Source organism: Photobacterium sp. R1 (assembly GCF_054600795.1).
On sequence record NZ_BAAHZP010000017.1, the window covers coordinates 32,709 to 55,847 of the forward strand.

The window sequence follows — 23,139 nt, forward strand, 5'->3', positions numbered from 1 at the left end:
CCTTTTCTTTCGTTCAACTGAAACGCATGAATTAAACCAAAGCAGCCAGCGCTTTTTTCACTTTCTCAATCCCTTCTGCCATCACATCATCTTCGATGGTCAGTGCCGGAAGGAATCGAATCACGTTCCCTTTCACACCGCAGGACAGCAGAATCACGCCTTCTTCCCGCGCCTGTGCCACCAGCGACTTGGTCAGTTCAGCCATCGCCGCACCAGTTTTCGGGTCAACAAATTCCACCGCAATCATGGCACCCAGGTTTCGCACATCACCAATCACCGGGAAATCTGACTGAAGTGCACGGAAGTGACTGGTCATCACTTCACCGATATTCAGCGCTTTCTGGCACAATTGGTCTTCATCAATGATTTTGAGCACTTCCAGACCTGCGACACAGCCCAGCGGAGAACCGGCATAAGTACCACCCAGGCCACCCGGACCCGCAGCATCCATGATCTCAGCTTTACCGACAACCGCAGAAATCGGGAAGCCACCAGCAATACCTTTTGCCATCGTCATCAGATCCGGTTCGATCCCCAGATATTCCGTTGCAAACAGTTTCCCGGTCCGGGCAAAACCAGTCTGGATCTCATCTGCAATCAGAACGATCCCGTGTTTGTCACACAGTGCACGCAGTGCCTGCGCAAAGGCCGGCGGCGCCTGATAAAAACCGCCCTCACCCTGCACCGGTTCAAAGATAATTGCCGCCACGCGGGATGGCTCGATATCGCAGGCGAACAGATCCGCAATGGCCTGCAAGCTGTCTTCAATACTGATGCCATGAAATGCATTCGGATAAGGTGCATGGTAAATCTCGCCCGGGAACGGACCAAAGCCAGTTTTATAGGGGGCGACCTTGCCGGTCAGGCCCATCGTCATGTTGGTCCGGCCATGGAAGCCCCCTTTGAACGCAATCACACCGCTGCGTTTGGTGTGCGCACGTGCGACTTTAATCGCGTTTTCAACCGCTTCCGCCCCGGTCGTCAGGAAGACTGCTTTTTTCGCCGACTCACCCGGCGCACGTTCGGTCAGTTGCTCTGCCAGTTCCACAAAAGCGGTATATGGTGTCACCATGGCACAGGTGTGAGAGAAATTATCCAGCTGTGCTTTCACCGCTTCCACGATACGCGGATGCGAATGACCGGTATTATTCACTGCGATACCAGAACCGAAATCGATAAAACGATTCCCTTCGATATCCCAGATTTCAGCGTTTTTCGCTTTCTCAACATAAATCGGACTCAGATTGCCCATGCCTTGTGCGATCACTTGCTGCTTACGTGTTTGCCAAGTTTGATTACTCATCACTCACCTTCCTTATGCCTGAATACCGCCAAAGCAGAGGTATTTAATATCCATATATTCGTCGATGCCCTGCTTCGCCCCTTCGCGGCCGATGCCGGACTGTTTCACACCGCCAAACGGTGCCACTTCTGTTGAGATCATGCCTTCGTTGATGCCAACCATGCCGTATTCCAGCGCTTCTGCCACTTTCCAGATCCGGTTGATGTTCTGGCTGTAGAAGTAAGACGCCAGCCCGTAAATGGTATCGTTCGCCATCTCAATCAGTTCTTCATCACTGCTGAAACGGATCACAGGTGCAATCGGGCCGAAAATTTCTTCCTGCACGATATCCATGTCATGACGAACATTGGCGAGAATCGTCGGCTGAACGAAAAGCCCTTCCAATTGCTGCCCGCCAGTCACCAAAGTGGCGCCCTGAGCCACAGTATGATCCGTCAGGTGCATGATTTTTTCTTTGGCCGACGTATCAATGACAGGCCCGATCGTTACGCCTTCATCCAGTCCGTTTCCGACTTTCAGGGTCTCTACCGCGGCTTTGAATTTCGCGACAAAAGCATCGTACACGCGGTCGTGTACATAGAAACGGTTGGCGCAGACACACGTCTGACCGGCATTGCGGAACTTCGACGCCATCGCGCCGGTAACTGCCAGATCAATATCTGCATCGTCAAACACGATGAAGGGTGCATTACCGCCCAGTTCCATCGAAGTCCGTTTAATACTGTCGGCACATTGCTTCATCAGCAAACTGCCCACACGGGTCGAACCGGTGAAAGACAACTTGCGGATCAGCGGACTGTCGGTAAACACTTGGCCCACCAAGCTGGAAGAGGCATTCACTACCAGTTGCAGCAAGTCACGCGGTATTCCCGCCTGATAACCCAGCTCTGCCACAGCATAAGCAGACAACGGCGTCTGGTTTGCAGGCTTACAGATAAAGCTGCATCCGGCGGCCAGAGCCGGGGCTGCTTTGCGGGTAATCATGGCAATCGGGAAGTTCCATGGCGTAATGGCACATGCCACTCCAATCGGCTGTTTCACCGTCACGATACGCTTATCGGCCGTTGGCCCCGGAATGCTGTCGCCATACGTCCGTTTGGCTTCTTCAGCAAACCATTCAATAAAACTGGCGCCGTAAGCGACTTCACCTTTGGCTTCTGCCAGCGGCTTGCCCTGTTCCAGCGTCATCAGACGACCCAGGTCGGCCTGATTTTCCATCACCAGTTCAAACCAGCGGCGAAGAATCGCCGAGCGTGCCTTGGCACTGGTTTTTGCCCAGGCTTTCTGAGCAACATGCGCCCGCTCGATTGCAGAAACAATCTCCGCTTCATTCTGAGTCGGGATATGACACAGCACGTCACCGGTCGCCGGGTTCGTCACAGCCAGCGAAGTGTCAGACGGCTCGCACAGGAAGGCGAGCAAATTACGATTTTGAATTTGCTGCATAGTAAAACCTTTTCTTTCTATCGGGTTTGTCAGCGTGATGGGCTGGCAAGTGCGTTAAATATTGTTGGCCGTCGGTATTTGCTGCGTAATGCAGTGAATATTGCCGCCGCCCAGTAAAACTTCACGGGTCGGAACACCAATAATCTCGTAATCCGGCAATGCCGCCTGCAGGATATCAATGACCTGCTGGTCACGGGCTGAATCAAGCAGCGGCAGGAACACTTTTTGATTACACATCAGAAAGTTGGCATAGGAGCCCCCTAACCGTTCTCCGGCTTCGCGTTTCATCCCGTCAGATGGTGCAATCCCCGCAGCTTCTGTTTCACTCAGATAAAGCGGTCCCGGAATCGGCAGCCGGTGCACCCGAATCGGACGGCCTTTGGCATCCGTACTGTTTTCCAGTACAGCCAGCGCACGACGCGAAATGTCATACTGCGGATCGTTCGGATCATCGCACCAGCTCAGAACCACTTCACCCGGCGCAATCACGTGTAACAGATTATCGATATGGCCGTTGGTCTCATCATTAAACAATCCGTCAGGCAGCCAGATCACCTGACTGATCGACAAATAATCGGCCAGACAGGCTTCAATCTCGGCTTTGGACAGATGCGGATTTCGACCCGCCGATAACAGGCACTCTTCCGTGGTATACAGGGTACCTTCCCCATCGGTATGAATTGCCCCGCCTTCCAGGACGAAAGGCGCCCGGTAGTAATCCATATTGAGATGATCGCAAATACGTACTGCGACAGCATCGTCATCGTCCCAGGGGACATACAGACCATCAACCTCACCACCCCAGGCGTTGAACTGCCAGCTGATCCCCCGGCGCTCACCCTGAGCATTGATCACCACGGTCGGACCGATATCCCGCATCCAGGCGTCGTTCAAGGGCATTTCAACCACCTCGACTGCTTCTGGCAGCAACAAGGTTGCATTCAGATACTGGTTGGTGCTGACGGCGACACATACTTTCGTATGTTGGCTGATGGCCGTCGCAACCTGAACAAAAGCATGCTGCGCTGGCTTCGCATGATCACGCCAGTTGTCAGGCCGCTCCGGCCATGCCAGCCAAACCTGTTCCTGCGGCGTGAACTCCGCAGGAAAATAAAAACCATCTTGTGAAGGGGTGCCCTGTAATTCCATGGCAAACTTCCTGTCCATTTCTGTGTATATTTTTTACTGATCAGTGTTTACCGGTCAGTGAGTTGATCCGACCATACAGATCCGGACGACGGTCTCGGAACAATCCCCAGCTGTAACGGGCTTTTGCGGTCACTTCGAGGTCGATCGTCGCGTAGATGATGGTTTCTTCATCCCGGCCCGCTTCTGCCAGTTTCTTCCCGGTGTGATCGGTAATGAATGACGAACCATAGAAAGTGGTTTCAATCCCGTCATCGGTTTCAACACCGGTTCTGTTCGCAGCAATCACAGGGACAAGGTTTGCTGCGGAATGGCCCTGCATGGTGCGCTGCCAGTGATCACGGGAATCCAGCGTCGGATCCTGTGGCTCAGAACCAATCGCCGTCGGATAGAAAATCGCTTCTGCCCCCGCTAAAGTAAGACAACGCGCCAGCTCAGGGAACCACTGATCCCAGCAGATCCCGACACCAAACTTACCAAAACGGGTCTCCCACACTTTGAAGCCGGTATCGCCGGGGCTGAAATAGAATTTCTCGCTGTAACCCGGACCGTCCGGTATATGGGATTTACGGTAGTTTTCCAGGACGGTACCGTCGGCATCGATCATCACCAGAGAATTAAAAAAGCTGTTGCCGGATTTCTCAAAGTAACTGACAGGGATCACTACATTGTATTCGCGGGCCAGCTGGCTCATGTGATTGATCAACGGACTGCTGTCGGTTTCTTCCGCCAGATCAAAATACCGGGCAACCTGCTCTTTACAGAAGTAAGGGGCGGCAAAAAGCTCTTGCAATACAACGACGTTGGCACCCTTTGCAGCCGCTTCTCTGACTGCGTCGCCAATTTTTTTCAGGTTATTGTCGATATCCCATGACATCGCAAGCTGCACTGAAGCAAAAGTCACTGTCTTAGACATGGTTCTCTTCCTTTTCCGTTCCTTAGATGGCGAGCTTGTCGCGTAAGTTATAGTAAGCGGCCCCAAGCGCCGTAAACGGCACCTGGAAATGACGCCCGCCCGGGAAGGCGTAATGACGCAGAGACGCGAATGCATCAAAACGCTCAGCATGTCCGGTCAGCGCTTCTGCCAGCAATTTGCCGGCGAGATGCGTACAAGTCACGCCATGGCCGCTGTATCCTTGCAGGTAATAAATATTGTCGGCAAAGCTGCCGAACTGAGGCATCCGGGAATAGGTCAACAGGAAGTTACCGGTCCAGGCAAAGTCCAGTTTGACGCCTTTCAGTTGCGGGAAGACCTTTTCCATCTTCGGACGGATCAGTTTTTCCACGTTTTCAGGATCACGGGCCCCGTAAACCACACCGCCACCAAAGAGCATGCGGTTGTCCGCAGTGATGCGGAAATAATCCAGCAGGTAATTGCAGTCTTCCACGCAGTAACGCTGCGGCAAGAGTTCGTCACACAGTGCATCAGTCAGTTGTTCTGTGGTCACAACCTGAGTGCCGCAAGGAATCGCTTTATTGCTGATATTGGGTGCCAGTCCGCCCAGATAAGCGTTGCCCGCCAAAACCAGATATTGTGCTTTGACTGAACCCTGAGCCGTATGCGCAACAGGTTTTGCACCTTTTTCAATACGCGTCACAGCAGACTGTTCAAAAATCTGACCGCCGAGTCCCAGTATCACTTCGGCTTCGCCCAGCGCCAGTTTCAGCGGGTGAATATGACCGCCCCGCATGTCCAGCAGACCACCTTCATAAACGTCGGTGCCGACCATGGTTTGCAGCTCGGTTTTGTCGAGCATTCTCAGGTCTTTATTTCCGTAGCGTTCCCAGTTGGCTTTGTGGTGTTTCAGCCCTTCGACCTGTTTAGTGTTCAGCGCAGTGAACAGACCGCCCTGCTTGTAATCACAGTCAATGTTGTGGTCTTCAATCAGGCCGCGAATGATATCGCCACCTTCAAAAATCATGTTGCAGAGCGCATCCGACGTTTTTTTGTCATAACGTTTTTCAATCACGTCGACATCACGGCTGTAACTGTTGACGATCTGACCGCCGTTACGGCCTGTCGCACCAAAGCCCACCTTTGCACTTTCCAGCACAACAACTTTGAAGCCTTTCTGAGCCAGATGCAGCGCGGATGAGAGTCCGCTGAACCCCGCACCGACAATACAGATGTCACATTCAATGTTGTCTGTCAGGGTTGGAAATTCGCGTGTAAAGTTCGCCGTTGAGGCGTAATAAGAACCAGTATGTTGAATCACAGTAAACTCCTTTTAGTACGACTCAAGACGAAGCCAGGTTGTTTTCACCTCGGTGAACTTCTCCAGCGCATGCAGTGATTTATCCCGACCGTTGCCGCTTTGTTTAAAGCCGCCAAACGGCACTGTCATATCGCCTTCGTTATAGTTATTGATCCAGACGGATCCTGCCTGAAGCTGACGCGCCACCCGGTGTGCACGATCCAGATCTGAAGTCCAGAGCGCAGCCCCCAGCCCGTACGGTGAATCATTGGCTATCGCAATCGCCTCTGCTTCGGTGCGGAACGGAATCACACAAAGCACCGGACCAAAGATTTCTTCGCGGGCCACCGCCATATCATTGCTGACATCGCCCAGCACTACTGGTGATACAAATGCGCCCTGACCGGCAACATCGCCTCCGCATAAAACACGGGCACCTGCGGCTTCCCCTGTCGCGACATAACCGAGCACTTTTGCTTTATGCTCCTGATCGATCAGCGCGCCCATGGCAGAAGTCGGATCCAGCGGATCTTTGGGTGTGAATGCTTTGGAAGCGGCAATGACTTTCTCGACGAACGCATCTTTGATGCTTTCATGAACCAGCAACCGGGTTGCGGCGACACAGACTTCGCCCTGGTTGTAAAAACAGCCTGATGCGGTTTCTGCTGCGGCTTTATCCAGATTCTTGTAATCCGCAAAAACGATATTGGCGTTTTTCCCGCCGGCTTCAGCCCAGACACGCTTCATGTTGGACTCACCGGAGCAGATCATCAGCTGACTTGCAACGCGGGTTGAGCCCGTGAAAGTGATGCAGTCGACATCCTCATGACGAGCCAGAGCGTCGCCAACTTCATGGCCATAGCCCGGCAGCACTTGGAACACACCGGCAGGGATCCCAGCCTGATTCGCCAGTTTGCCAAGATGAATTGCCGTGAGCGGTGATTTTTCGGACGGTTTCAGAATTACACTGTTTCCGGCTGCAAGCGCCGGACCCAGCTTCCAGCAGGCCAGCCAGAGCGGAAAGTTCCAGGGAACAATGGCGGCAACGATGCCAATAGGCTGATGGGTAATATACGCGTGGACATTCACTTCCGTGGTTGCCACTTCACCGTAGGTTTTATCGATGGCTTCGGCGTACCAGCGAATGGCAGACGCCGCGCCCGGAATATCTGTACTGAAACTGTGACTGATGGGTTTACCGGTATCCAGTGTTTCCAGCAGCGCCAGGGTCTCACGGTCCTGTTCAATCAGGTCAGCGAATGCCAGTAACACCGCTTTTCGCTGAGCCGGACTCTGGAACTGCCAGTCACCACGCTGGAAGGCGCTTTTTGCCATCTCAACAGCAACTGCGGCATCCTTTGCATCACAACGGGCAACATCGGCAAGGTGTTCATCTGTGGCCGGGTTGATCACCGCAAAGGTGTCGCGACTTTGGGCATCCTGGTATTCACCATGAATGAATGCCCTGCTTTCAATCTCTATCTGCTCTTTCAGTGCTGTCCATTGCTGTTGAGTGTTCATACGCCTTCCTTTCAGGTTGGGACGTCAGAAACTCGCCGGTGTATGTGCGCTGACGATCCGGCAAAGTTTGTCCGTATTGTTTGTAAACTTGTGCGGAATGCTGGTATCGAACAGGTAACTTTCCCCTTCGCGGATAACATAAGTTTTGTCACCCAGTGCCAGTTCAATTTCACCTTCCAAAACGGTACCGCTTTCCTCACCTTCGTGTTTGATGCTAATCAGTCCGGTGCTTGAATGAGGCTGATAGACCTCAATCAGAAATCCCATTTGCCGATCTTTCCGACCATCACAAACCAGCTTCATAGAGACTTGTTCATTCCCCATTTCAATCAGCTGATCCGGTTTGATCACCACAGGACGTTCTTCGAATTTCTGGTCCTGCGTGAAAAACTCCGACAGGGACATATCGAACACCTTCACAATCTTGTGCAGTGAACTGACGGACGGACTCACTTTGCTGTTCTCGATGGATGAGATCGCGCTGTGGGTAATGTCTGCTTTTTCTGCCAGTTCACGCTGCGATAATTTGTGTTCTTTTCTCAGCTGTGCAATTTTTTTACCAATGAGTTCTGATTCCATCTTTAAGGCTCCTTCGCTGTGAAGCCGATATCATAAACTGATCAAACAAAATTCGTGAAAAATGGTTTTCCGTCGCTTGCCATTCTGGGTGCCACTGCACACCAATGAAGAACGGGTGTGCCTTTAAACTAAAGGCTTCAATCAATCCATCCGGTGAAACGGCCTCCACGGTCAGACCAGGAGCTAACTGCCGCACCCCTTGCCCGTGCAAAGAATTCACCTGAATGTTATCCAACGGCGCCAGCCACTCCGCGAAGGTGCCATTGTCAGAAATATTTACCGGATGCGCCGGAGCATACTTCATTGCCATGTCATTCAGAGGGCTTTCCCGATGATCCTGAAACCCTGCCACTTCATGAACTTTCGGATGCAGTGTGCCGCCAAGCGCCACATTCATTTCCTGAAAACCACGACAAATCCCCAGAATCGGTACTTCTTGCTGAATGCAGGTGTCAATCAGTGAGAACGACAGCGCATCCCGGCCTTCATCTTTTTTGGGCTCATCATGCTCAGCGCCGTAACGGCCCGGCGCGACATTGGAGTGGCTGCCTGTCAGCAACACACCATCCACCAGTGAAATCAGCTGCCTGATTTCCGCTGCTGAAGAACCGGCAGGAAACAGCACCGGATTTGCCCCGAACTGCTTCACTGCATTGAGATAGAACTCATTCACACTTTGAATGCCATAGCCTTCCAGTGATTTTTTACAGCAGACAACGCCAATAACCGGGCCAGTTTGTGTTGAGTTCATTTTCAGTCTCTCCTGCAACTCGTGTTCGATTTATTGAACAAACCTAGCTTAGAGCACGAATGAAATGCAACCCGTAATTTACAAGAATGTTACTAAAATTTGATCGACGTTCGATATTTTGAACAATTTGCGCACAATTATTGCCATCTCTCGATCATCTGTTAAATATAAGTTACAGGATGTATCCACGCGAGGTGTTTCGTGAATGAACGGATTTAAAGAAGAAGTTAAAAATTTTAAACAAAAATGGCCTGAGGTGAAATTTGTTGATCTGCTGTTTACAGACATCAATGCCACCCCGCGAGGCAAGCGAATTCCGATTGAAGCAGTTGAAAAGATTGAAAAAGGGGTTTATCTCCCTCTCTCGACAATTTCACTGAGTATTGAGGGTAACGTCGTCGAGGAAGCAGGATTAGGAGAAGCACTGGGTGAACCCGATCATATCTGTTATCCGGTTCCGGGGACGCTGACACCTACATTTAATCCTGAAGTCGCACAGGTGATGCTGACCATGATGGATGAGTCCGGCACAAAGCCGACAGAGCTCTCCATAAGGAATGTCCTGATGAACCTGCTGGACCAGCTCCATCAGAAAGGCCAGTACCCGGTTGTTGCAATCGAGCTGGAGTTTTATCTGCTGGATAAACAGCGGGATGCTTTGGGTGGGATTCAGCCACCGCTGAACCCGGTCCACCACGACAGAGAACACCGTTCTGACGTTTATAATGTTGAAAATCTTGATGATTATTCTTCATTTCTGAGTGATCTGAATGACGCCGCCGTCCAGCAGGGCCTGAACACTTCCGGTGCGCTGTCTGAATCTGCTCCCGGACAATTTGAAATCAACTTCAATCATCAGCAGGATGTCGTCGATGCCTGTGATCAGGTGATTCTGGCCAAGCGCCTGATTCGTCAGGTCGCCCAGGCACATGATTTTGATGTGACCTTCATGGCGAAACCTTTTGCCGATGAAGCCGGTAACGGTAAACACATGCACCTGAGCGTGATTGATCCGGAAGGCAATAACCTATTCTCCGATCCGCAAGGACAAGCCAGCCCCTTCTATTATCAGACTCTGGCCGCCATGCTGGCGATGATGCCTGATTCGATGGCACTGCTGTGTCCGAGTGTGAACTCATACCGAAGATTCTCCGCTTCAATGTATACCCCAACCCATGCAAACTGGGGGGAAAACCACCGCGGGGTTGCACTCAGGATTCCCATGAGTGACAGCAATAACCGCCGCATTGAACATCGTATCGCTGGCGCAGATGTCAACCCTTACGTTCTGGCATCAGTGATTCTGGCTGGCCTGCTTGCCAGCGAACGTTTTACTTTTGAGCAATGCCCACCACAACTGGCCGACAATGCGGTAGAGTTACCTCTGCGCATGCCGGACGCACTCATAAAGCTTGCATCAAGCGAGCTAATGTCGATGTACCTACCGCAACCCTTTATCTCGCTTTATCTAGCATGCAAGCAACGTGAACTGGCGGACTTTGAAAAAACCGTCACGCCACTGGAAGTTGACTGGATGCTTCATTCAGCATAACTGAAAGATAAGAAAGGAATTCTTGTATGACAGTGAAAACACCCACAATCGATGCGCCACAAAAGCCGAGTGTAAAAAGCATGTCGGCGATTCTGGCGATTGCCGGCATCATCGGAACCTTCACCATGATTGGTAATACCCATGAGGCCGGAACCGCTTATGGCTGGTACAGCCTGTTGCCGACACTTTTTGTTCTGGCCGTAGCGTTACTGACGCACCGAACGGTCGAAGCCCTGTTCAGTGGCGCACTGGCCGGCCTGATCATGATTGATCCGCAGCAGATCGTCGGCAACGTCGTCAGCATGTCCATGGATGTCATGATGGATGAAACCATTGCCTGGCTGATTCTGGTCTGTGGCCTCATGGGCGGCTTAATCACCATTCTGGAAAAAGGCGGCAGTATCCTGAGCTTCAGTGAAGCACTGGTGACCAAAGTCAAAAGCAAACGACAGTCAATGATTCTGACGTTCGTGCTGGGTATTCTGGTATTCATTGATGATTACCTCAATGCCATTGCGATCTCTTCTTCCATGAAGCGCATCACCGACAGTTACCAGATCTCCCGTGAGAAGCTGGCCTATCTGGTTGATTCCACTGCAGCGCCGGTTTGTATCCTGCTGCCGATTTCAACCTGGGCGATTTTCTTCAGCTCGCTGCTTGAAGACAATAATGTTGCTTCTTCAGGAAAAGGCATCACTGCTTATATTGAGGCAATTCCGTATATGGCGTACGGCTGGGTAACCCTGCTGGTGGTCCTGCTGGTCGCTCTGGGTAAGATTCCGGATCTCGGAGCCATGAAAGCGGCAGAAAAGCGTGCGCAGAATGGTCAGGTTCAACCTGAAGGTGGTATCGATATCGCACTGGGCGCAGATGTGAAACCACATCCGAATTCAACCATTGGCGTACTGAACTTTGTCCTGCCGATGGTCGTGCTGGTCGCGGCAAGCTGGTACTTCGATATCGACCTGCTGGCAGGAGTTTTCGTTGCCATGATTTTCACCATGTGCCTGTACGGCGTACAGCGTCTGATGCCGGCCAACACCATGTTTGAAGCCGTTTACGATGGTATCAAAATCATGATGCTGCCACTGGCGACTGTTATTGCCGGTTTCATGCTGAAAAACGTCAACGACCAGCTGGGTCTGACACAGTATGTCATCGAAACGGTTGCGCCCTGGTTGTCAGCCAAGATGTTCCCGGCTGTGATTTTCCTGGTGATGGCAGCATTGGTTTTCGCCACTGCATCCTCCTGGGGACTGTTTGCGGTTGCAATGCCGATTGTATTCCCGCTGGGTGCACATTTAGGTGTGCCAGTCTCAATTACGATTGGTGCCCTGCTGTCGGCCTCTGCAGCTGGTAGTCACTCATGTTTCTTCAGTGACTCCACTGTCCTGTCTGCGCAAGGCAGCGGTTGTACCGCCATGCAGCACGCCCTGACGCAAATTCCTTATGCACTGATTGGTATTGTTGCAACCGCCGTGTTTTTCTTTGCGATTGCCTGATCACGAGTAACTCGATCAGCCCAAGAAAAAACCGCCACCTGAAAAGGTGGCGGTTTCCTTATATGAGCAGCTTCAGTCAGATGATCAGCTGACACGCTCCAGCGCTTTCAGTTCAGATTCAGTCTGATCCTTTTCCGCTTCGTCAATCAGGTGTGGCGAATTTTGGTTCCTGTGTTTCTCGGCTTTTCGCTGCTGCCGGTGAATCCCCAGTGCCAGCATGCAAGGGGTAATCACCAGTGTCAGAACGGTTGCGAAAGCCAGACCACCTGCAACCGCAGTCGCGAGCTGTGCCCACATCTGGGTCGATGGCGCTCCGAACTCCACTTTACGCTGAATCAGATCCACGTTGACCATCATAACCATCGGCATCAAGCCGAGAATCGTGGTCACTGTGGTCATCAGCACAGGACGCAGACGCTGGGCACCAGTCCGGAGAATCGCTTCAATCGCTTCCATTCCCTGATTGCGCAGGACGTTATAGGTATCGATCAGAACGATATTGTTATTCACCACAATCCCGGCCAGCGAAATAATCCCGATCCCGGACATGACGATCCCAAACGGCTGGTTGAACACCAGCATGCCCAACAGAACGCCAACAGTCGAAAACAGTACGGCCGACAGGATCAAAAATGCCTGATAGAAGGAATTAAACTGTGTTACCAGAATAATCGCCATAACTGCCATCGCGACCATGAATGCTTTGCTGAGAAACGCAGAGGCTTTCTCCTGTTCCTCATTCTCACCCCGCAGTGTGATCTGCACTCTTGGATCCAGTCCCAACTCCGGCAGACGTGCCATCACCTCTGGCAGCACTTTACTCAGGTTATAACCCGGTGCCATATCTGCTGTGACCGACAATGCCTGACGTCCGTCGACTTTCTTGATGGTATCGAGCTTATTCGCAGCTTGCAGCGTACTGAAGTTGCTCAGGGGAACCTGTCCCTGTGCCGTTTTCAGACGCAGTTCTTCCAGCCGGGTAATGTGACGGTATTGTTCAGGGAAACGCACCCGAATATCCATCTCATCATCGACGTCGTCTGCACGGTACTCGCCCAGTGTCAGACCTGTGGTCACAAACTGGACGTTGTTACCCACCAATGTTGCATCAGCACCGAATCGTGCGGCGTCACGGCGATCGACTTTGATTTGCCACTCAATACCGGGTTTTGGGCCTGTATCATCAATATTGGTGAATGCCGGATTGGACTCAAGTTCCTTCCTGACCTTGCTTACGGTCTCTTTCAGCAAGTCCGGGAAACGAGAACTGAGCTGAATGTTCACGTCTTTATCCCCTGTCGGCGGACCGGATTCATCCTGCTTGACTTCAATTTCCAGACCGGCCAAACCGGCAGTCCGTGCTTTAATAGCTTCGACCGTTTCAGCGGCCGGACGACGGTCCTGCCAGTCAATCAGATTCACCCGGAGCATGCCGATTTTGTCATCTCCGCCCGTACGGGCATAGAGCGTTTCAATCTCAGGCAAATCCAGGATCCGGGACTCGACTTCTTTGATCAGAACATCTTTTTCTTCGATAGATAAATCGCCCTGAGATCGCACCACGATATTAAAGCCTTCAGGCTCGACTTCCGGGAAGAATTCAGTGCCGTTACCCGCTTTTCCGTACAGCACAATCACCGCAGCAGAAAATGCCAGCGCACCAAACAGAACTTTCCATGGGCGTTTGACTGCTGCTTTCAGCACACGTACGTAAGCACCGGTCAGCCCGGGCAAATGTTCGATATCGCCTTCTTCGGCTTCAATCAGTTGCTGACGTTTTTCCACTGAAATCGGACGCGGTCGGCCAAACAAACCTCCCAGTGTCGGGACAAAGATCAAGGCCATCAGCAGCGAAGCCACCAGCGTCATGATTAGGGTCAGCGGCAGAAACTTCATGAACTCGCCCATAATGCCGGGCCAGAACAAGAGCGGACCAAATGCTGCCAGCGTCGTTGCGGTTGAAGCGATAATGGGCCATGCCATCCGCTTGGATGCCTTTTTATAGGCTTCGCTTCGGGGCGTCCCTTCGCTCATTTCCCGATCGGCGTATTCTGTCACCACAATCGCGCCGTCAACCAGCATCCCCACTGCCATAATCAGGGCAAACAACACCACCATATTGACGGTATAGCCCAGCACAGAGAGTGCCAGAATCCCGGTAAGAAATGAGCCGGGAATTGCAATACCCACCAGCATGGCAGTTCGTCCGCCAAGAATGGCGATAATGACGATCACCACCAGCAAGATCGCAGACAGGACGTTGTTTTGCAGGTCGTTGAGCATCGTTTTCACATGCTCTGACTGATCACCGGTATAGTCGACCTGAATGTTAGATGGCCAGAACTCACGCTCACTCTCAATCAGCGCTTTCACTTTATCAACCGTTTCGATGATGTTCTCACCCGGGCGCTTCTTCACCTCAAGCGATACCGCCGGCTGGCCATTCACCCGTGCGTAAGACTGAGCATCCTGAAAAGTCCGGCGCACCGTCGCCACATCACCAAAGGTCACGACTTTGTCACCGGATACTTTCACCGGCATATCCATCACATCTTTGATGTTGTCAAAAACGGACGGCAACTTGATTGGAAACCGACCCTGACCGCTGTCCAGCGTACCGGCTGCAACCAGACGGTTATTTCTGGAAATCAGATTGTAGATATCTTCCTGATCCAGGTTGTAGCTTTCCATCAGCAGCGGATCGACCAGAATTTCAATCATGTCTTCCCGGTCACCGCCAATATCGACTTCCAGCACTTCCCGCATGCCTTCAAGCTTGTCCTGCAAATCCCGCGCGATAGTAATCAAGGCCCTTTCCGGGGCAGTACCGGACAACATGACGGTAACCGCCGGACTTTCCGAAGCCATCGTCACTTCGTTTACTGTCGGTTCATCGGTCTCATCCGGCAATTTTGCCTTCGCCAAATTCACTTTTTCCCGAACATCAGCCAATGCTTCCTTCGGATCGCCGCCCGCTTCAAACTCAAGCAGGACTGAGGCATGACCTTCACTGGCTGTCGACGTCATTTCCTTGACGCCGTCAATCCCACGCAGTTCCTGCTCCATAGGTCTTAACAGTAAGCGTTCGGCATCTTCCGGAGAAATACCATTGTGAGAAATGGAAACATAAATAAAAGGTATCGTAATATCCGGTTCCGCTTCTTTCGGAATACTGTGATAACTCATATAACCGCTGATCAGAAGCAACAGCAAAACCATTACAATGGTGCGGGTGCGATGCAATGCTGCATCAATAATCCCAAGCATCCTCAGTTCTCCATTTTGATTGCTTCTACTTGATCACCCGCGCGGACAAAACCCTGTCCTACCGTAATCACATCCACTTTACCGGAGAACCCACCCAACCAGGTGCCATCACCATCGCTTTTCACAACTTTAACCGGCGTAAAGACAACGTGATCCTGAACCACTGTTTTCACCCCAAGGTTACCGACTTCATCCAGTGCCAATACCGCTGGCGTTACTTTGATGGCTTCCGTTTGTTCCAGCGGAACCTGTAATTCAGCACTGGTCCCGGCCAACAAGTGAAGATCGGAATTGGCAAGAGACACTTCGATCCGGAAAGTATTCGTTTCTTCATTCGCGACTTTCGAAATATACCGGACCTTGCCTGATGCCTGTTCATTCCCAATCAAACGGGCTTCCGCTTCCTGATTCAGGCGAATATGCTGGATATCACTTTCTGTGACATCGGCGCGAACGATCAGCGGGTCTATATCCGCAATCATACCCACCGGATCACCGGGCTGAACGTAGTCACCCACTTCAACCATCCGGTCATTGAGGATGCCGCTGAGCGGTGCGCGAATGGTTGTTTTTTCCAGCATCAGCGTTAATGAAGCAACATTTGTCTGAGCATCAACCAGTGCAGCTTCAGCCTCAGCCAGTCTTGCCCGGCCCTGAAACCCCTTTGAGTTAAGCTGTTTCGCCCCGTCAAATTCTATCTGACGCTGCTTCAGCAGTGCTTTGGCCCGTCTCAGCTGATCGGGTCTGTCATCTTTCGCCAGATTGGCAATAACCTGCCCTGCTTCCACATAACTTCCGCGCTGCGCAACCACTTCAATGATTCGTCCGTCCACTTCAGCTTTTACAGTGGCCTGACGATTCGGTTCGGTTTTGCCATAAAGGGTCAGGCTGCGAAATACCGGTTCAGCCTCAAATGTCGTGACACGGACTTTAGGAACAGGTGCCTGCGAAGCTTGCTTCTCGGGTCCGTCATTCTGCGCAGACTGGCTTTCTCCTGCGCCCTGCCCGGAAAGCATCCAGCCAATAATCGCCAGCGTAATGACAATGGCATAAATATAAGGTCTTGCGGCCAGCCACCTGGACACGGCACGTAGTCCTCTCATCCTGTTCTCCTTTTTATGACGAAACGTCACAATGACCACAACTCAAGTCTAATGCAATTTCAGTCGACTCATTTTAATTTATGATAAGAGACTGAATAACAGCAGAGAGCTGTTACTGATAAAAGCGACAAATATATTGGGGGACATTTTACTTACAGGGTGAATAGATAAAAAGCTTAGTTTCTTTATTTTTTCTTTATTCATCTGAATATGTTAACTCTGATGAAAAAATACAAAATTACATTTAACTGTGAATCATTGTCACATGCATGACACCAAGAATTCATTGATTCTTTTCTGACGGAAACCACTGCAGTCTCACAGCGATGGATGACCACACACAACTGATAACCCACTATAATAAATAGATGAATTTTTCATGAGACCTGTATACCTGAGGGCTGCAATCTCTGATACACTCCGCCGGAAATGAGGGGTCGCTTTAAGGAATAAAGCAATGATTGAATGGAGTAAGGACCGAATCTGGTATATGGATATGCCATTGAAACGTTTTGGTGTGCCTGTTGGCTGCCGGATGACGGTCATTCGCCTTGAAAATAACAATCTGCTGATCCATTCCCCCATCCAACTCACGACAAAAATTCAGATTGAACTGTCAAAACTTGGCCGTGTTCAGGCCATTGTCACGCCAAACCTGAACCACCACCTTTTCCTTTCCGAATGGTGGCTGGCTTATGCTCAGGCAACTTTCTATGCAGCTCCGGGACTCGAACTGAAACGCACTGATCTTGTCTTTGATGATGCTTTGGGTTCCCATTCCCCGGAACAATGGCGCGGACAGTTATTGCAAACCGTCATGCGGGGAAGCGATAAAGTTGAGGAGGTTGTCTTTTGTGATCCGGTCTCGCAGACGCTGATCCTGGGAGATACACTGTCCTGGCTCCACAACAGCCATCATCCCGCCACTATTGCTCTGGCGATCGCCAATGGCTGTTATTTCAAACCTGCCATGCCGCTCTACTGGCGACACAGCTTTCAGAACAAAACGCGCCTGAGACAATCCCTTCAGGAAATTCTCACCTGGCCCTTCGAGCGAATCTTATTTGCTCACGGAGAAGTCATTCCCGCGAATGGTAAGCACATCTTTTCTCAGGCATTTCGCTGGGCACTAGGCACATCAAAGGCCTGACGCAGGACCATCGTACACTCAAGCCCAGCATTTACACCTTTGCCATCAGATTGTCAGCTTTTCTCCGGATGATGAGCCATGCTGATAACTAATGGCAGCAATAAAAGCAGGAGTGGGTGTGGATATGACTGAGCGTTTACCTGAGCTGAAACAACTAGAATCTCTCATCCACAACCATCAGGGCAACAGTCTCTATCATATGCAGGCCAGTGAGCTGCTCAGGATCCCTTTCGAAAATACGACTTTCCCTGTCTATGAATGCAGATTCGGAAACCCTGATCCAAATCTGCCCTGCCTGTTTCTGGTGGGTGGCGTTCACGGGCTCGAGCGTATCGGCACTCAGGTGTTACTGTCTTTTCTTTCCAGTTTATGTGAGCGCCTGAATTGGGACGTCAGTTTGCATCGTACGCTGGAGGCGATGCAAATTGTCGCGATACCGTTGCTCAATCCTGTCGGCATGGCCATGCAATGGCGGTCAAATGCCCAGCATGTCGATTTGATGCGTAATGCGCCGGTAGACAGTCAGGAGAAAACTGCCTGGCTGGTTGGCGGACATCGTATCAGCCAGCGCCTGCCTTGGTATCGTGGTGAGGCTGATGCCCCGATGGAGCCGGAAGCGCAGCTCCTGGTCGACCGTGTTTTAAAACAATGTATACACAGTCCTTTGACCATCGCGCTGGATTGTCATTCAGGGTTTGGTGTGAAAGACCGTATCTGGTTTCCGTATGCCAAAAGCAAGCGCCAGCCGGTACCTCATCTGGGCAGTATTTACCATCTGCGCAAGATGTTCTTTCAGGCATATCCGCATCAGAACTATGTGTTCGAACCACAGACTAAGCACTACACCTGCCATGGCGATCTCTGGGACTATCTTTATGATGAAATTACGGCGCAGGGACAAACTTTGCTGCCACTGACACTGGAGATGGGATCCTGGTTATGGGTCAGAAAAAATCCTCTGCAGCTCTGGCATCCGCTTGGATTATTCCATCCCCTGAAAAAACACAGAGTCGAGCGAACTTTACGCAAGCATCTTGTTTTATTCGACTTTTTAATCAATGCGACCGAAGCTTATACCAATTGGTTCCGTCATCAGCCACAAGGTGATGACTGGCAAGCAGCACACAGCCTCTGGTACAAGGATTCTTCATCATGACACCATGCCAACGTCCGGTCATTTTACTTCGTGGGCTACTGCGGGAACAGCGCCACTGGGGAGAATTTACCCGCCTGTTGAAAATGCAGCTTCCGGATCGTTCGGTGATCACGATGGATCTGGCTGGAAACGGCCAGCGTTTTCTCGAAACATCTCCCTCGACAGTCAGTGCAATGGTGGATGATTTACATCAGCAATTACACTTTCTGCACGCCAGGCAACTCACAACGCCGGATCCATCCGAAGCCTGTCGCTATGATCTGCTGGCTATATCAATGGGAGGAATGATTGCCGTCGAGTGGGCAAAGCTGTATCCGGAAGAAGTCACATCACTGGTTCTGCTTAATACCAGTAATGGGAAACAATCGCCTTTTTTCAGACGACTGCGCTGGCAGCAGTATCCGAAGCTGATCAGGCTACTGCTCAGCCCGCCGGATGAACAGGAAGCAATCATCCTCAAGATGACATCCAATATGTACCCGGATGATCAGGATGTTCTGAAAATGTGGACAAAATGGCGCAAAGAATGCCCGATGGATAAAAAGAATCTTTTCAGACAGCTCAACGCCGCAGCAACCTTTCGTTATCAGGACATTCCTGCACATCCGATACTCTTGCTGGCCTCTCAGCATGACGAGTTAGTCGATGTTTCCTGCAGCCAAAAACTGGCTGAACACTGGCAATGTCCCCTGCAACTTCATCCCAGTGCCGGGCATGATCTCCCGCTTGATGATCCTGAATGGGTCTGCCGGCAAACGCTGAATTTCTGGCAGAGCATCCGCTGACAGCACCAAAAACGATCGGTTACCGCTTTCCCCACAGGCCATCCTCAAATGACTCAGCTCCTTCGTCTCACGCTTGATACGCCGGAAGATGAACTTTGTCAGTAATCTCAAAGTTAAGATTCAGCGTGTCAATGATCCACCAATGCTTACCAACCCCTGGGAGACATTCCATGACTAACCATCCCTGTTTTCCAATCGCCCTGTTCGCGGGTTTATGCCTGATGCTTCAGTCCTGCAGCTCCAGCGACACGAATGAAGAAACCAACACAACCCCGGCTGTATCTCCGATTGAGCAAACCAGAAACGTTTATCAGCCCGCACGGACAGACAAAGCGCCGAGCGGAAGAAGTACAGTTTTTCAGTTCACCAACATCGCCTATTTCCGTGAAGGGCTTAAATATGACAATCCGGCCCAATTTACAATATTTGATGATGGCAGTTGGGAATTTTACGCAGCAAACATTCTCAATTCGAAGATAACCGGAGATGAAAGCGGTTCTGGCGGGGCGTGGACTCAAACACTCTATGTGAAGTATTACAGCGACTGGGATACGTATAAAAGACAATGTGCAGGCACGATCATTCACTCACGGAACTATGATCTGGTCACCGCCAAATACAACGTTGAGCTGAAAAATTACAGCCTGAAAGGTATGGACAATGAATTCAAGCAGAAACTGTCTGATATTCACTGTATCGATGCTTATCAGCAATGGCATAAATAAAAGCTGACCGCACAACGAAAAACACCTGACTTTGCAGACTTTGATGCAAAATCAGGTGTTCATTTTATTCAAAAATGATTATTTCGGTGCTGCAAACACCTGGGTCCAGTAGATACCATACGTACTGCCAGAGTTTGTAACTGAAGCTGCGCCCATTTGAGTGAAGCTGCCGTTCATGATGTTTTTACAGTGGCCTGGGCTATCCAGCCAGCCTTGCATCACAGAAGACACACTCTTTTGTCCGGCTGCGATATTTTCGCCGACAGTTCTCCAGTCATAACCCTGTGCGGTAACACGGCTGCTTGGCGTTGAACCATCCAGACCCGTGTGACTGAAGAAATCATAATTTGCCATATTGCTGGAATGAACAAACGCTGCCTGCTCCAGAGAATAATCCCATGTCAGTGGTCCTGCTGCAGCCATCCATGTTCCTCCACAGTCACGAGCCTGTGCACGTGCTGCGTTAACAGCTGCCAGCATTTCATCAGCCATGGATTGATCTGAGCTGCCTGAACCGGTTTGGTCTGAACCACTTGTGCCTGTACCACCGTTTGAACTGCCGCCGGTAGAACCTGTGTTAGTTGAACCGCCAGTGGTTTGATTCCCTTCGCCGGTACTTGGTCTTTCAGAAGAACCACCATTTGTCACTGTGTTACCAGAAGGCGATGATGCACTGCTTCCAGAACCACTGCCTGAACCGCCACAGCCAACCAGAGTCACCATCGAAAGAATCAAAACTGTAAGAATTCGCATAAGGTACTTCCACTTCGTAATAATAAGATCCTGATTTTTAAGACAGAGGCATGTAACAAGCTCAATCGGAATATGTCTCTGTAACGGGCAACCTTTACAGTTGCAACAATCAAATCAGCCAACAACGGGAGAGGAATATACTGACTGCGAACATCGACTAGCAATAGTTGATGATTAAAAAATGCACTTTCTGACAATCATTTGACACAAAGATCTGCCATTTTTCTGGCGTGAAATTGCTTTTAATCGCTGATAACAAAGGAGATAACTTGAATAAAGATTGTTCAAAAATCAACCTGACAAAAACTGGTTAATTTTTAATCGATTTGGTTTAATCTTACCCGCTCGCTGCAGTTGTGCTGTCAAAAATCTTCTGCGGGTATCGTTAGAACACCAAAGAGATCTCAGATCAGGCCATGTCCTGCTGACTTAAACTGACGCCTTTAATCTGCGCATAGAGGGACTCTCCGACTGATAACTTCAGTTCATCCAATGCCCAAGGGGTGATATTTGCGGTCAGCCTTGAATGGCCAATTAATAGGTGAAGTACCACAATATCAACATGATACTGATGTTGTTCGATACCTTCGACAATCGCGGGAAGTACATTACGGATACTGGTTTGCTCAGGTTTAATTCGCGTGACTGACACATCATTCGCATGGATCCGAACCCGAATAAACTCACCTTCAGGTCTGCGCACCCGACTGACCCATAACGGTACACCCGCGGCAATTTCAAGCTGACTCAATGGATAGATGGCATGATGCTGAGTCACTTTGAGCTGCAAAACAGCACTCTGTTCTTTTGGACTCAACCAGGGTCGCATCACAGAGGATCCCCAGACATCAGTCAGTTCCCCGGCAGCAATCACCTTTCCCTGCTCCAGCACGACCATATGGTCAGCAAGACGCAAAATCTCATCCAGACTATGTGACACATATAAAACCGGAATTTTGACACTCTTTGCCAGTGATTCGAGGTAAGGCATCAATTCCTGTTTACGGGGTAAATCCAGTGAAGCTAAAGGTTCATCCATCAACAGCATATCCGGCTGACTGAGCAGTGCCCTGCCAATGGCAACCCGTTGTTTCTCTCCGCCGGATAAAGCAGACGGAAAACGATTCAGCAGATGAGCAATATCAAGTAGATGAATGACTTCATCAAACAATGCATCGTTGGATCTTCCCTGGCAGCCATAGCGCAGGTTACCGCGGACCCGATAATGGGGAAACAGACGCGCATCCTGAAAAACATAGCCAATGTTACGATGTTCAGGTGGTAAATGGATGCCTTGCCAAGTATCACACAGCACTCGGCTTCCCAGCTTGAGTGTCCCGTGATCTGGCGGCGTTAATCCACTCACGATATTGATAAAAGAGGTTTTCCCTGCTCCTGAGCGGCCAAACAACGCCGTGATGCCCGTTTCCGGCAATCTCACATCAACATCCAGTCTGAGTTGCCCTAGCTGCTTTTCGAAGTTCAGTTCAAGCATTAAGCCCCCAGCCGACGTCTTGCAATCCGGGCAAGCCACTCGGAAACCACCAGTGACAGCAATGCAATTACAATTGCGATCACACACAAACGCCCGGCCTGCGTTTCTGCACCTGGTGTTTCAATGAAGGAAAACATAGCCAGAGGAAGAGTCTGAGTTTCTCCGGGAATATTTGATACAAAAGTAATGGTTGCACCAAATTCACCAAGCGCCCGGGCAAATGCGAGTACTGTACCGGTAAGAATCCCCGGCAACATTAAAGGTAAGGTGATGGTCAGGAATACTTTCGCAGGACCGGCTCCCAGTGTACGGGCAGCCTGCTCAAGTTTGGGATCAACACTTTCCAGCGCCAACCTGATAGAACGAACCAGTAATGGGAAAGCGACAACAGAAACGGCCAGAACGGCACCTCGCCAGCTAAAACCAAACGAAATACCTAACCAGTCATATAAATAAGCGCCGACAACGCCCTGTCGTCCCATCACCACCAGCAGTAAATAACCCACCACAACAGGCGGCAACACTAAAGGCAGGTGAACAAGACCGTCCAGTAATGATTTTCCCAAAAATCTTCCCCGGGCTAACGCCCAGGCACAGGCGATACCAACAGGCAAGCTCGCCAGCACTGCGGTGAATGCGACTTTCAGACTCAGTTGCAAAGCCGTTAATTCATAGTCTGTCAGTACAAGTGCTTCCATCTTGACGTTTAT

The 23,139-nt window shown here is 50.7% G+C and carries 19 protein-coding genes; 6 read left to right on the plus strand and 13 right to left on the minus strand.

Going from position 1 to position 23,139, the window contains the following annotated elements; all coding sequences use genetic code 11:
- Positions 1-31: 31 nt before the first annotated feature.
- The 8 genes from gabT to ACYP03_RS20875 are packed head-to-tail and all read right to left on the minus strand — an operon-like array spanning position 32 to position 8,941.
- Positions 32-1,303, minus strand: coding sequence for a 4-aminobutyrate--2-oxoglutarate transaminase (gene gabT, locus ACYP03_RS20840; RefSeq protein WP_459781980.1), 1,272 nt, complete (start codon positions 1,301-1,303; stop codon positions 32-34).
- 12 nt (positions 1,304-1,315) lie between these two features.
- A complete protein-coding gene (locus ACYP03_RS20845) occupies positions 1,316-2,749 on the minus strand; it encodes an NAD-dependent succinate-semialdehyde dehydrogenase (RefSeq protein ID WP_459781981.1) in 1,434 nt (477 codons plus the stop codon).
- 54 nt (positions 2,750-2,803) lie between these two features.
- Positions 2,804-3,898, minus strand: coding sequence for an agmatine deiminase (gene aguA / locus ACYP03_RS20850; protein WP_459781982.1), 1,095 nt, complete (start codon positions 3,896-3,898; stop codon positions 2,804-2,806).
- Positions 3,899-3,938: 40 nt separating this feature from the next.
- Positions 3,939-4,811: an N-carbamoylputrescine amidase gene (gene aguB, locus ACYP03_RS20855; RefSeq protein WP_459781983.1), complete on the minus strand. Its 873-nt coding sequence runs from the start codon at positions 4,809-4,811 to the stop codon at positions 3,939-3,941.
- A gap of 22 nt (positions 4,812-4,833) precedes the next feature.
- Complete coding sequence (locus tag ACYP03_RS20860) at positions 4,834-6,111, minus strand: NAD(P)/FAD-dependent oxidoreductase (protein ID WP_459781984.1); 1,278 nt, start codon at positions 6,109-6,111, stop codon at positions 4,834-4,836.
- Between the two features lie 12 nt (positions 6,112-6,123).
- Positions 6,124-7,611 (minus strand): aldehyde dehydrogenase, encoded by a 1,488-nt coding sequence (locus tag ACYP03_RS20865; RefSeq protein WP_459781985.1) that lies wholly within the window; start codon positions 7,609-7,611, stop codon positions 6,124-6,126.
- Positions 7,612-7,635: 24 nt separating this feature from the next.
- On the minus strand, positions 7,636-8,190 hold the full coding sequence (gene puuR, locus ACYP03_RS20870; RefSeq protein WP_248142249.1) for an HTH-type transcriptional regulator PuuR: 555 nt from the start codon (positions 8,188-8,190) through the stop codon (positions 7,636-7,638).
- Positions 8,168-8,941 carry a gamma-glutamyl-gamma-aminobutyrate hydrolase family protein gene (locus ACYP03_RS20875; RefSeq protein WP_459781986.1) on the minus strand — a complete coding sequence of 258 codons (774 nt, stop codon included), beginning with the start codon at positions 8,939-8,941 and terminating at the stop codon, positions 8,168-8,170. Before ACYP03_RS20875 ends, puuR begins: the two co-directional genes overlap by 23 nt.
- A gap of 205 nt (positions 8,942-9,146) precedes the next feature.
- On the opposite strand from ACYP03_RS20875, the gene ACYP03_RS20880 reads away from it, so the two are divergent.
- Positions 9,147-10,493, plus strand: coding sequence for a glutamine synthetase family protein (locus ACYP03_RS20880; RefSeq protein ID WP_459781987.1), 1,347 nt, complete (start codon positions 9,147-9,149; stop codon positions 10,491-10,493).
- 26 nt (positions 10,494-10,519) lie between these two features.
- Entirely contained in the window at positions 10,520-11,995 is a 1,476-nt protein-coding gene (locus ACYP03_RS20885; RefSeq protein WP_459781988.1) for a Na+/H+ antiporter NhaC family protein, read from the plus strand.
- 84 nt (positions 11,996-12,079) lie between these two features.
- Here the strand turns inward: ACYP03_RS20885 and ACYP03_RS20890 are convergent, their stop codons facing one another.
- On the minus strand, positions 12,080-15,262 hold the full coding sequence (locus ACYP03_RS20890) for an efflux RND transporter permease subunit (protein ID WP_459781989.1): 3,183 nt from the start codon (positions 15,260-15,262) through the stop codon (positions 12,080-12,082).
- Positions 15,263-15,264: 2 nt separating this feature from the next.
- A complete protein-coding gene (locus ACYP03_RS20895) occupies positions 15,265-16,365 on the minus strand; it encodes an efflux RND transporter periplasmic adaptor subunit (RefSeq protein WP_459781990.1) in 1,101 nt (366 codons plus the stop codon).
- A 457-nt stretch (positions 16,366-16,822) separates the two neighbouring features.
- Between ACYP03_RS20895 and ACYP03_RS20900 the strand changes: the two genes are divergently transcribed.
- The 4 genes from ACYP03_RS20900 to ACYP03_RS20915 all read left to right on the plus strand — a co-directional run bounded on the left by ACYP03_RS20900 (position 16,823) and on the right by ACYP03_RS20915 (position 20,181).
- On the plus strand, positions 16,823-17,515 hold the full coding sequence (locus ACYP03_RS20900; RefSeq protein ID WP_248142243.1) for a DUF4336 domain-containing protein: 693 nt from the start codon (positions 16,823-16,825) through the stop codon (positions 17,513-17,515).
- A gap of 124 nt (positions 17,516-17,639) precedes the next feature.
- On the plus strand, positions 17,640-18,671 hold the full coding sequence (locus ACYP03_RS20905) for a M14 family zinc carboxypeptidase (RefSeq protein ID WP_459782019.1): 1,032 nt from the start codon (positions 17,640-17,642) through the stop codon (positions 18,669-18,671).
- On the plus strand, positions 18,668-19,456 hold the full coding sequence (locus ACYP03_RS20910; protein ID WP_459781991.1) for an alpha/beta fold hydrolase: 789 nt from the start codon (positions 18,668-18,670) through the stop codon (positions 19,454-19,456). Before ACYP03_RS20905 ends, ACYP03_RS20910 begins: the two co-directional genes overlap by 4 nt.
- 170 nt (positions 19,457-19,626) lie before the next feature.
- Positions 19,627-20,181 carry a hypothetical protein gene (locus ACYP03_RS20915; protein WP_248142241.1) on the plus strand — a complete coding sequence of 185 codons (555 nt, stop codon included), beginning with the start codon at positions 19,627-19,629 and terminating at the stop codon, positions 20,179-20,181.
- A 78-nt stretch (positions 20,182-20,259) separates the two neighbouring features.
- On the opposite strand, the gene ACYP03_RS20920 is transcribed toward ACYP03_RS20915, so the two are convergent.
- The 3 genes from ACYP03_RS20920 to modB form a co-directional block, all read right to left on the minus strand.
- Positions 20,260-20,934 carry a CAP domain-containing protein gene (locus tag ACYP03_RS20920; RefSeq protein ID WP_248142240.1) on the minus strand — a complete coding sequence of 225 codons (675 nt, stop codon included), beginning with the start codon at positions 20,932-20,934 and terminating at the stop codon, positions 20,260-20,262.
- Positions 20,935-21,343: 409 nt separating this feature from the next.
- Positions 21,344-22,429 (minus strand): molybdenum ABC transporter ATP-binding protein ModC, encoded by a 1,086-nt coding sequence (modC, locus tag ACYP03_RS20925; RefSeq protein ID WP_459781992.1) that lies wholly within the window; start codon positions 22,427-22,429, stop codon positions 21,344-21,346.
- Complete coding sequence (gene modB / locus ACYP03_RS20930) at positions 22,429-23,127, minus strand: molybdate ABC transporter permease subunit (RefSeq protein WP_459781993.1); 699 nt, start codon at positions 23,125-23,127, stop codon at positions 22,429-22,431. Before modB ends, modC begins: the two co-directional genes overlap by 1 nt.
- Between the last annotated feature and the right edge of the window lie 12 nt (positions 23,128-23,139).

Bases quoted from the DNA above. Each gene is read 5' to 3' on its own strand.
- gabT (WP_459781980.1), bottom strand. From the start codon at position 1,303: ATGAGTAATCAAACTTGGCAAACACGTAAGCAGCAAGTGATCGCACAA.
- ACYP03_RS20845 (WP_459781981.1), bottom strand. From the start codon at position 2,749: ATGCAGCAAATTCAAAATCGTAATTTGCTCGCCTTCCTGTGCGAGCCG.
- aguA (WP_459781982.1), bottom strand. From the start codon at position 3,898: ATGGAATTACAGGGCACCCCTTCACAAGATGGTTTTTATTTTCCTGCG.
- aguB (WP_459781983.1), bottom strand. From the start codon at position 4,811: ATGTCTAAGACAGTGACTTTTGCTTCAGTGCAGCTTGCGATGTCATGG.
- ACYP03_RS20865 (WP_459781985.1), bottom strand. From the start codon at position 7,611: ATGAACACTCAACAGCAATGGACAGCACTGAAAGAGCAGATAGAGATT.
- puuR (WP_248142249.1), bottom strand. From the start codon at position 8,190: ATGGAATCAGAACTCATTGGTAAAAAAATTGCACAGCTGAGAAAAGAA.
- ACYP03_RS20875 (WP_459781986.1), bottom strand. From the start codon at position 8,941: ATGAACTCAACACAAACTGGCCCGGTTATTGGCGTTGTCTGCTGTAAA.
- ACYP03_RS20880 (WP_459781987.1), top strand. From the start codon at position 9,147: ATGAACGGATTTAAAGAAGAAGTTAAAAATTTTAAACAAAAATGGCCT.
- ACYP03_RS20885 (WP_459781988.1), top strand. From the start codon at position 10,520: ATGACAGTGAAAACACCCACAATCGATGCGCCACAAAAGCCGAGTGTA.
- ACYP03_RS20890 (WP_459781989.1), bottom strand. From the start codon at position 15,262: ATGCTTGGGATTATTGATGCAGCATTGCATCGCACCCGCACCATTGTA.
- ACYP03_RS20895 (WP_459781990.1), bottom strand. From the start codon at position 16,365: ATGAGAGGACTACGTGCCGTGTCCAGGTGGCTGGCCGCAAGACCTTAT.
- ACYP03_RS20900 (WP_248142243.1), top strand. From the start codon at position 16,823: ATGATTGAATGGAGTAAGGACCGAATCTGGTATATGGATATGCCATTG.
- ACYP03_RS20905 (WP_459782019.1), top strand. From the start codon at position 17,640: ATGACTGAGCGTTTACCTGAGCTGAAACAACTAGAATCTCTCATCCAC.
- ACYP03_RS20910 (WP_459781991.1), top strand. From the start codon at position 18,668: ATGACACCATGCCAACGTCCGGTCATTTTACTTCGTGGGCTACTGCGG.
- ACYP03_RS20915 (WP_248142241.1), top strand. From the start codon at position 19,627: ATGACTAACCATCCCTGTTTTCCAATCGCCCTGTTCGCGGGTTTATGC.
- ACYP03_RS20920 (WP_248142240.1), bottom strand. From the start codon at position 20,934: ATGCGAATTCTTACAGTTTTGATTCTTTCGATGGTGACTCTGGTTGGC.
- modC (WP_459781992.1), bottom strand. From the start codon at position 22,429: ATGCTTGAACTGAACTTCGAAAAGCAGCTAGGGCAACTCAGACTGGAT.
- modB (WP_459781993.1), bottom strand. From the start codon at position 23,127: ATGGAAGCACTTGTACTGACAGACTATGAATTAACGGCTTTGCAACTG.